Source organism: Magnetospirillum fulvum MGU-K5, assembly GCF_000442515.1.
Taxonomy (GTDB): Bacteria; Pseudomonadota; Alphaproteobacteria; order Rhodospirillales; family Magnetospirillaceae; genus Phaeospirillum; species Phaeospirillum fulvum_B.
Genome location: NZ_AQPH01000095.1, coordinates 1 through 9,656, shown reverse-complemented (window position 1 = coordinate 9,656; position 9,656 = coordinate 1). Strand labels below are relative to the sequence as shown.

Annotated in this window: 5 protein-coding genes; all 5 read right to left on the bottom strand. The window is 68.1% G+C overall.

Translation table 11 applies throughout. The features are described from left to right. On the bottom strand, positions 1 to 698 hold a 698-nt coding region (locus tag K678_RS15980), incomplete at its 3' end, for a saccharopine dehydrogenase NADP-binding domain-containing protein (RefSeq protein ID WP_021133511.1). Then, on the bottom strand, positions 695 to 2,476 hold the full coding sequence (locus K678_RS15975; RefSeq protein ID WP_021133510.1) for an ABC transporter ATP-binding protein: 1,782 nt from the start codon (positions 2,474 to 2,476) through the stop codon (positions 695 to 697). The genes K678_RS15980 and K678_RS15975, both read right to left, overlap by 4 nt. Further along, on the bottom strand, positions 2,476 to 4,230 hold the full coding sequence (locus K678_RS15970; RefSeq protein WP_021133509.1) for an ABC transporter ATP-binding protein: 1,755 nt from the start codon (positions 4,228 to 4,230) through the stop codon (positions 2,476 to 2,478). The genes K678_RS15975 and K678_RS15970 overlap by 1 nt, the downstream gene beginning before the upstream one ends. Next, a complete protein-coding gene (locus K678_RS19200) occupies positions 4,227 to 5,447 on the bottom strand; it encodes a thioesterase domain-containing protein (protein WP_196802602.1) in 1,221 nt (406 codons plus the stop codon). Before K678_RS19200 ends, K678_RS15970 begins: the two co-directional genes overlap by 4 nt. Then, entirely contained in the window at positions 5,375 to 9,634 is a 4,260-nt protein-coding gene (locus tag K678_RS15965) for a non-ribosomal peptide synthetase (protein WP_231376280.1), read from the bottom strand. The genes K678_RS19200 and K678_RS15965 overlap by 73 nt, the downstream gene beginning before the upstream one ends. Positions 9,635 to 9,656: the final 22 nt, after the last annotated feature.

Sequence of the window (9,656 nt, the reverse complement as noted above, 5' to 3'; positions counted from 1 at the left end):
ACCGAATACCAGGTGCCTCGCTCCAGCCGCAGCCAGCGTGCCAGTCGTTCCGCCTCTGGAGTCAGGTAGGCGAGCGAGGTGGACGGAGTCGGGAACAGCGGCACCCCTGCGTTCCTCTGCCAAACGGTGGCTGCGGGATGGCGGCCGTTGCGCCATACCAGCCCCGACCGGCCAGCCCCTTCCGTTGCCGCTTGGAGATAATCCAGCGCGGCGACGGTGGTGAAGACGTCGCGCAGGCCAAAGTAACTGGTCAAACCGTCGATCCGGCTCCAACCGCGCCGCGCCGCCCAGCGCGGCAGCAAGCCGGTCAGGCCCGGCTGCACTCCTGCCGACAGGACCGCGACCCGGCCTTCGCGCCGCAGGGCGGTGGGGTCGAGCCGGGCCGCCAGCGCCTCGTCACCGCCGACATCGACGTAATCGGCACCGGCTCGCCGGGCCGCCCGTGCCACCCGGTCGCCGATCATCCGCCCCGGCCCGGCGCAGTTCAGCACGATCCGGCAGTTTGCGGCGAAGCGGTCGAGTTCGGCCTCGTCGCCAGCATCCACTTGGGCCGCCTCGGCCCCGCTCAGGCCCTCCGCCAGCCGCGCCGCTGCCGCGAGGTCGCGTCCGCCGATCTGCAACCGGCCCAGCCCCAGCCCGGCCAGATGATGTGCCGCGACCCTGCCGACATCGCCATAACCGCCCACGACCCCGATCATGCCGGGACCTCATCGACGGGGCGAAGGGGGTCCGGGGCTGCGTCCGTTCCTGGTACCAGCCGCCAGCCATGGGCGCGGCTGCGTTCCTGCCAGAACGCTGCGTAGCTGCCCGCACGGGCCAGCAGGTCGCGGTGGCGCCCCACCTCGACGACCTTTCCGTCCTCAATCACCAAGATCTGGTCGGCGGCGGCGATGGTCGGCAGGCGATGGGCGATCACCAGTACGGTGGCGCGTTGCCGCAGCCGTTCGATTGTCGCCTGGACGTAGCGTTCGTTTTCCGGATCGAGCGCTGCGGTGGCTTCGTCGAGCAGCACGATCGGGGCGTTCTTCAGCACCGCCCGTGCTACCGCCACTCGCTGTCGCTCTCCGCCCGACAGCAACGAGCCAGCCTCGCCGACCGGAGTTTGCCAGCCGTGCGGTAGCCGGGCGACGATCTCCTCTACTCCGGCCAGCCGTGCCGCCTCCTGCACCTCCGCGTCGCTGGCCTCGGGTCGGCCAAGCCGGATGTTCGCCTCTAACGTGTCGTCAAACAGATAGACGTCCTGCATCACCGGAGCGAGGTGAGCCATCAAGGTCTCGCTCGACAAGGCGCGCACGTCGGCCCCGCCCACCCGCACCACGCCGGATTCGACGTCGAAGAAGCGCATGATCAGCCGGGTGATGGTGGTCTTGCCCGAGCCCGAGTGGCCGACGATTGCCGTCATTGTCCGCGCGGGCACCGTGAAGGACAGGTCGCGGAGCACCGGTTCATCCGGGCGGTAGCCGAACGTCACCCGCTCGAACGTGATCGTGCCGGGGCTGGTGATTGCCACCGGCGCAGTCGGCTGCGGCAGGGGCGGCTGATCGAAGATCTCGGCCAGTCTGCGCAGGTCGTTCGCCGCCATCCGCAGCAGGCCGCTGCGTCCCGCGACCTCGGCCAGCGGCCCGGCGAAGCGTGCCGCGAGCGCCAGCAGTGCCACCAGTTCGATCGGGTCGATTGCCCCGGCCAGCGCCAGCCCGAGTCCGGTCGTGATCAATGCGAGAAACGCGAGATGGACCGACAGCCCGCCGACCAGCAGGCGCGGAATGGTGTTGCGCAGCATCGAGCCGCCTGCCGCTTGCTGGGCGGCGATCGCGGCGTCGAGCGGGGGATAGCCCGCGCTGGTCCTGCCGAAGGCGCGCAGAACGTGCTGAGTTTTGGCGAATTCAACCACGCGGTTTCCCGCCTCGGCGGCGGCGGCATCGACCGCCTCCTCGGTCCGGCCGATCCAGCGCGACGACCAATTATGGGCGATGAAGATTACCGGCCCGCAGGCCAGGGTGGCCAATCCCAGTCGCCAGTCGAACAGCAGCATCGCCAGCGCGATCGTGATTGGGGTCAGTATTCCGCTTGCCACCGGAGTCAGCAGGTGGGCGAATACGTTGGTGACCATCATGGTGCCGCCAGTGGCGCTCTGAGCCAACCGGCCGATTTTCTCCGAGGAAAACCAGCCGAGCGGCAGAGTGGCAACATGGTCGCCCAGTCGGCGGTGCAGGCTGGTCAGCACCACCAGCGCTAAGGCGAAGCCCTGCATTGTCTGCTTGTAGCGGGCGAGGCAGTACACGGCCGTCGCCCCGGCCAAGCCCAGCAGCCACGGTGTCGCCCGCGCCGGATCGGGCGATAGCAGCGCCATCAACACCGGGACCAGCAGGGCTATTGCGACCCCTTCCAGCACCGCGTAGGTCACAAGCCAAATCAGATAGCGCCGTAATGCTCCGGCCTGCTCTGGTCCAAGAATTTTCGATAGATCCCGCAGCATCACGGCGTCTCCCCGATCACGGCGGCGTCAGCCTCGGCGCCCGAGCGCCACATCCGGGCATACAGCCCATCCGCCGCCAGCAGCTCGGCGTGGTTGCCTTGTTCGACGATCCGGCCAGCGTCGAGCACCACGATCTGGTCGGCCCCGCAGATGGTGGCCAGCCGGTGGGCAATCACCAGCACGGTGCGGCCGCGCGCTACCCTCGATAGCGCGTCTTGGATTCGCGCCTCGGATTCCGGGTCGGCGTGAGCGGTGGCCTCGTCGAGGATCAGCACCGGGGTATCGGCCAGCAGGGTGCGGGCGATCGACACGCGCTGGGCCTCGCCGCCGGAGAATATTGCCTCCTCTCCCACCATCGACTGATAGCCACGGGGCAGGGCGAGGATACGCTCGTGAATCCGCGCCGCCTGCGCCGCCGCAATCATCTCCGCGTCGCTGGCCTCGGGCCGGCCCAGGCGGAGATTGTCCGCGACCGTTCCATGGACCAATTGCGCGTCCTGCAACACGAAACCGACCTGGCGGTACAGGCGGTCCGGGGCGATTTCGCGCACATCGACACCGCCGACCCGCACCGCGCCCTCCGTCACGTCGTAAAAGCGCGGCACCAACTTGGCGAGGGTCGATTTGCCTGCCCCCGACGGCCCGACCAGGGCCGTGACGGTGCCCGGCCGACAGCTCAGGGTGACGTCCGACAGCACTGGCCGCGACTCGTCGTAGCGGAACGATACCGACTCGAACCGGATATCGCCCCCGTCCGGCTGGCGTGGGGTGGAACAGAGCGGCAGTTCCGGGATGGCGAGGAGATCGGCGATCCGCGCCGCTGCCGCTGCCGCCTTGCGTTCGGCCGTCAGACTTTGGTTTAGAATCAGGATTGTCTGCGGCAGAGCGACCGCCACCAGCGCCTCGGCCAGCAGGTCGATCGGCTCGATCCAGCCCTGGGCGATCATCGCCGCCCCGCCGCCCAGGCTGACCAGCAGGATCACCGGGGTCGACAGCGCCATCGAACTGATCGCCTCCAGCCGCAGCAATGGCTGCGCCCAGCCCGCATAACGTTCGCTGAAATCCTGGACCGCGCGTTGATAGCCCTGATGGGCCCGGCCGGTCTGGCCGAATGCCTTAACCACGGCGATACCGTGGACGAATTCGACAATTGCCGCGCTGACTCGGACGAAGCTGGCGTCGAGTTGGTTCATCTTGTCGCCAAAGTCGCGCATCATCCAGGCATAGGCGGCGAGGTAGACTGGCAGCGACGCCACCGCCAGCAGGGCCAGCCGGGCGTCGAGCCACAGCAGATAGGCCAGCCCCCCCGCCGGGAGGAGGATTGCCCCAGCCAGTTCGACATAATGATGGGCCACCAGATGATGCAGGTCGTCGAGATCGCTCTGCACCGCCTTGCGGATCGCGCCTGAGGTCTGATCGGAATACCAGCCGAGCGGAACCTGTCCCAGTTTGCGCACCAGCGCCCGCCGCAGGATCGCCTGGAGGCGGTGGTCGGCGATGTGGGTCAGCCACAATCCGCCCCCGGTACAGGTCCAGCCGAAGACCAGCCCGGCCACCACCACGGCGGCGATCGTGAGCAGTTCGGCCGCCCCGGCGGGCTCTGGCCGCAGCAGCGCCCGCCCCAGCTCGACGATACCGATGAACGGCACCAGACTGGTCAGGGCCCCCAGTCCGCCGAGCCCGGTGCCGAGTCGGATCGTTCCCAGAACCGGCTGCCGCAGCGTTCGCAGCGGATGCTCTGCCCCGCCGCTCACGACGGTCCCCGCAGCGCGGCGGCGAGATGGTCGGTCACCACCTGGACATGTGGTGGTTCGACCACGCTGAAATGGTTGCCGGGCACGTCGATTACCCTGAACGTGCCGACGCAGACCCGCTCCCAGAACGGCACCGCCAGATGTCCAACCCCGGCGGTGATGCCGAAGGATTGCTGTTCCTCGCAACGCAGATAGGTCATGTCGCCGAGATAGGGCGGTGGCTCGAACCGGGCGGCCTGCATGCTGTGCCTGCACACCCGGAACAGCGCGGGCACCAGTTCCGGCCCGACCGGCACCCCGGCCTGAGTGGTCATCGCCTGGGCATAGGCGGCGAGGCGCTCCTCCTGCGGCCGTGCCGCCTGCCGCCGCGCCGCAGCCGCCACCGCAGCCAGTCCAGGATCACCGTCGAGCCTGCCCATCGCCCCGGCTGGAATCCGCCGGTCGTGGCGGGTCATCAGGATCTCGATCGCTCGGTAAACGTCGGCGGCGGCAATTTCGGGTCCGAACACCGCCGCGACCGGATCAAGGTTGAGGTTGGGGACGAAGATGGCTTCGAACGCCAGTTCTTCGTCGGTGTCGATGAACATCGGAATGCTATCGACCAGGGTCAGGTCGCGTACCTCCAGCCCACGCTCCAGCAGTCGGCGGCCGACCTCGGTCGCCAGGAGGCCGCCCAGGCAATAGCCAACCAACTGGAAGCGGGTATGACCGGCCTCGACCAGCCGTGCGGCGTAGTCATCCGCCACCCGTTCAATCAGTTCGGCTGGGGCGTGCGCCAGATAGCGTTCGCTGTCGGCGACAGCGACCCCGATGACCGGCCCGATTTCCTGCGCAGCCATGCTCCGGCCGAGATGCTGGAAGTAATCCATCGTCCCCAGCGCGGCGTGGAACATCACTCGGGCGATCCCCTCGCCGCCGCCGAACGGCAGCAGCAGGGCGTTGCTTCCGACTGTCGCTGGCGTGGCCGCAACCGCTCCGGCCGAATTCGCCGCCTCGGTCCGCTGCTCGGGAGTGGGGGAGCGCAAGGCGCGGGCCAGGGCGGCGACGGTCGGCTCGTTCAGCATCTGGCGCAGCAGGGTGTCGTAGGCGAAGCCCTGGGCCTCTGCCACCTCTTCACGCAGCCGTCCGGCGACACGAGCCAGGATCAGCGAATCCGCGCCATGGTCGTAGACATTGTCGTTCGGCTCCAGCCGCCCCCCGCCAGTGCTTCGGCCCACAGTGCGCACAGCCTGGCGGTCAGCGGGTCCTCGTCGCCAGCTTCGACCTCGGCGGTGCCTGGATCGAGCGCCGCCGCCGGACTCCAGCCCGCCAGGGCGGCACGGTCGATCTTGCCATTGCCGGTTAACGGGAGGCGGTCGAGTGGCTGGAGATAGGTTGGCACCATGTGCGCAGGCAGCCGCGCCGCCAGATACGAGACCAGTTCGGTACCGCTGATCCGCTCGCGCTCGGTCTTGAAGCGTGCCGCCAGCATCCGTATCCCGCACGCAGCCAGCGGAGATTCGTCCTCGGGCAATGCCAGCAACAGGTCGCCCCCGGCGGCGGCGATCCGCTCCCGCCATTGTTCGAGCGAGAGGAACTTGGTGCCACCACGGGAGTGGTCGCCATCGGCCGGCTCCATCATGAAGCCCTGGGTCAGCAGGATGTGCGGCAGGTCGGCCACTGGCTCGGTCAGGATCAGCCAGCCGCCTGGGGCGATGGTTGTGGCGATCCGTTCCAGCGCGGCAGCGCTGTCGGTGGTGCTGTTGAGCATCCCGGCGCATAGAACGATATCAGCCGAATGAGGGGCGATCCCCTGGGTCGGCAGGTCGCCGTCGAGATCGACCCGGCCGAACCGCACCCAGGGATGGGTGCGGAACCGGTCACGCGCCTCGGCCAGGAAGAACGGGGTGATATCGGTGAACAGGTACTCTGCGTCATATCCTTCCAGCACCGGGATCACCGCTTGGGTGGTGGCGCCGGTGCCAGCCCCGAACTCAATCAAGCGGAGCGGGGTGCCCCGCGGATGGCGTGCCGCGATGCGGTTGACCAGCGCCGCCACCGCCTGATTGTCATGGCGGGAGACGATATCGTCGCGGTACAGCGCCAGGGCGACGTCCTGACGGCCTTCGGGGAACAACAGTTCAAACGGGGTCTGCTCGCCGGACAGCAATTCGTGCAGGCGGTCGGCGTGGGCGCGGTGATAGGCGACGAAGGCAGGAGTACACAGCCCGTTATTCTCGCCGACCTGTTCCACCCGTGCCCAGGCCATCGCGACGGTTTCCGCGTCAACCGGGGCGTGGCGGCGGACATGACCTCCGTCTGCAGGGTCGCACGTCAACCATCCTGCCTCGGCCAGAAGGCCGAGCCAGCGCCGCGCCAGCCAATGATGGTGGGGGGCGACGCCGGTTCTGGTCAGGATCTCCTCGGCGTCATGGCTGACAGAGGGGCTGGAGAACAGCCCGCGTGCGATGAAGGCCGCCATCATGGTGGTCAGCGCCGCCTCACGCAGGGCGGCGAAATAGTCGGCCAGCCGGGCTGGTTCGACCCCGCGCATCTGGTCCTCGGCGAAGCGGCGTATCACCGGAGTAAGCCGCAGCCAGTCCTGCCGTTCCGCCTCGGTCTCGTCGGGCCGTCGTCGCGCGGGCTCAATGAAGCCGAGCAGGCTGCGTTCGGCGCATCCTCCGCCAATTGCCACAACCGCTGCCGCCGCTACGGCGGGATGGGTCAGCAGCGCGGCTTCGACCTCGCCCACCTCGACCCGATGGCCGCGGATCTTGACCTGGCCGTCCTCGCGGCCGAGAAATTCGAGCAGCCCGCCCGGCCGGTAGCGGCCGAGATCGCCGGTGCGGTACAGCAATTGGCCATCGACGGGGTGGCGGAAGAAGCGTTCGGCGGTCAGCACCGGATCATTCCAATAGCCGCTGGCGAGGCCATGGCCGCTGATACACAGCGACCCCGTCACCCAGACCGGGGCATCGCGCAGCGCCTCGTCTAAAATCCGGAAGCCCTGGTTGGCTAGCGGCAGGCCATAGGGAATGCTGGTCCAGGTCGGATCGATCGTTGTGATCGGGTGATAGTTCGACCAGATCGCCGCTTCGGTGGCGCCGCCCAGTCCAATCAGGGTCAGATTGGGGATGAGGCGGTGGATCTGGTCGGGCAGGGTGACGGGAATCCAATCGCCCGACAGCAGCGCCAGCCGCAGCGAGGGCAGGGAGAGCGGCTCGCTTTCCAGGTAGGAGGCCAGCATCTGTATCTGCGCTGGTACCGAATTCCACAGCGTCACCCCGTGGCGGGCGATCAGTTCGGCCCAATGCGAGGGATCGGCCCGCCGGTCCGGATCGGGCAGCACCAGGGTTCCCCCCTGGCCCAACACGCCGAAAAGGTCGTAGACCGACAGATCGAAGCTCAACTGGGCCAGTCCGAGCATCCGGTCGGCCCCTGTGACGCCAAAGCGGCGATTGACGTCGGCGATGGTGTTGAGTGCGGCTCGATGCGAGACCATCACCCCCTTCGGCTCCCCGGTCGAACCCGACGTATAGATCACGTAGGCCAGCCGATCCGGATCGCCAGCCTCGGCCGGGGGCGGCGCGGCGGCGGCGGGAGCGAGCGTATCGACAGCCACCGCCGCGATGCCGGCCGGCAATGTCTCGGCGACATCGAGCCAGGATTGAGTCAGCACCAATTGGATTCCGGCATTGGCGAGCATCCGGTCGCGGCGCTGGCGCGGCTGGCTGGCCTCGACCGGAAGATAGGCGGCTCCGGCCAACAGCACTCCGAGCGCCGCCACCACCTGTTCGGCCCCTTTGGCCATCACGATCGCTACCGGCTTGCCGGGGACACAGCCCTGGGCGCGGAGCACTTCCGCCACTCCGGCGGCCCGTCGCGCCAGCGCGCCATAGCTCAGATCCCCGCCTGGGGCGATCACCGCCGTTGCCTCGGGGGAATGGGCGGCCTGGGCGAGCACGCTGTGATGCAGCATTCCGTTCGGCAGCGGTGCGGCGGTGGCATTGACCTGGACCCGTTCCGCGGCTTGCCAACTCGGCAGCGACACCGGCTCTACGGCATCCCACGCCTCATCCCCGGCGGCCAAGGCGGCGAGTAGATCGCCGAAGGCGGCGAACATGTCCTCGATCATGCCCGACGGGAACACGCCCTGGCGGACGTCCCAATTGATTTCCAGACCGTCGGCGTCATCGCGCACCTGGCAATCGAGGACCACCTGCGGGGTCTGGGTCAGGCCGTGGCCGAAGCGTGGTTCGCTTTCAGACCGGGCGCCGAGTCCGATCGCGCTGGTGAACACCACCGGCATCAGGGCTGCCTCGCGGCCGCGCTTACGGGCGATCTCGCGCATCACCTCGATCCCGGAAAACAAGCGGTGGTCGAGGTCGTCGAACAGCCGTCCCCCCAGCCGTGCCGCCTGTTCGGCAAAGGTGCTACCTGCCGTCGCTTCGACGGCCAGCAGGCTTACCGAGGTGAAATCGCCGACCAAGGCGTTAACTTGGGGATGGAGCGGGAAGCGGTTGAGCAGGGTCAGGTTGAGGCTGAAGTGTTGCCGTCGGCTCCATCGTTGCAGCACGGCGGCATAGGCGGTCAGCACCGGGATCGAGGCGGTTAGCCCACGCGCGGCGGCGTGCTGGCGCAGCGAATTCCATGTCGCCTCCGGCAGGCGAGCGTGATGACGGACAAAGCGGGCGGGGCCGGGGACGGTGAGCGGGGCGTGCGGCAGATCTGGGGCGGGGGGCAGGTCGTCCAGCCGCTCCAGCCAGTAGCGGCGATCGCGGCGAAAGCGGGTGGAGTCGCGCAGCCGCCGTTCGGCCAACAGATAATCGCGGAAGCTGATCTCGATCGGCGGTAAATCATCGCCCCGGTCGTCGAGAATTAGAGTCAACTCGGTGAACAGGATGCCTGCGCTGGCCCAGTCGGCAATCAGCGCGTCGAGCGAGACATGCAGGATGTCGCCATCGTCGGTGCGGGTCAGCCGCAACTCGAACAGCGGCCAGACCTCGGTGGGATAGAGCCGATGATCCATCGCCGCACGGGTCGCGGCCAGATCCCCGGCCAAGGCGCTGGCGGCAACACCACGCTGGTCGCTGACGGTGAGACGATAGGTCGGCACCTCGGCTAGAACCCGCTGATGACCGTCGGCCGCGATCACCGCGCGGAGCATATCGTGGCGGGCGATCAACTGGTTCCAGGCCGCTTCAAGCCGTTCGGGGGCGACGGCGGGATAGATCGCCTCTAGATAGCCGTGGCAGGCGACGCCGCCATGACCGAATGAATCCTGGCGGCCAAGCAGATAGGCGGTCTGCACCTCGGTCAGGGGGAAGGGTTGGTGCCGTCCCGCTGGATCGGGGATGACGGTGACGTCGCGATCGGCCGAAAGCAGGGCGAGAATTTGCCCCTTATGGCTGCGCAGTAATGCCATTCGCTCTTCGGTCAACAGCCCC